The organism is Sulfitobacter sp. CW3, assembly GCF_019392245.1.
Classification (GTDB): domain Bacteria; phylum Pseudomonadota; class Alphaproteobacteria; order Rhodobacterales; family Rhodobacteraceae; genus Sulfitobacter.
Genome location: NZ_JAHXRL010000145.1, coordinates 1 through 278 on the forward strand (window position 1 = coordinate 1; position 278 = coordinate 278).

1 pseudogene is annotated in these 278 nt (G+C 61.9%); it reads right to left on the bottom strand.

Annotation, left to right across the window (positions count from 1 at the left end):
• Positions 1-34: 34 nt before the first annotated feature.
• A pseudogene (gene tnpA / locus KZZ06_RS20545) lies at positions 35-278 on the bottom strand (IS200/IS605-like element ISMex34 family transposase); the annotation flags it as partial.

Consider the following 278-nt stretch of genomic DNA (forward strand, 5'->3'; position numbering starts at 1 on the left):
CGGTCCCAATGGTGGGACCACCGGTCGGTGGGTGTCAGCGCCAGAGGTTCAACTGCTCCAGGCGCTGGTCCTCCTGTTCCTGCTGCTTGATGTAGGCGCGGATCACGGCCTCGTCGCGACCGACGGTCGAGACGAAGTAGCCCCTGGCCCAGAAGTGCTGCCCAACGAAATTGCGCCTGCGCTCGCCATACACCCGTGCGAGATGGATGGCGCTCTTGCCTTTGATGTATCCGATCACCTGAGAGACGGCGTATTTGGGAGGGATGGCGATCATCATG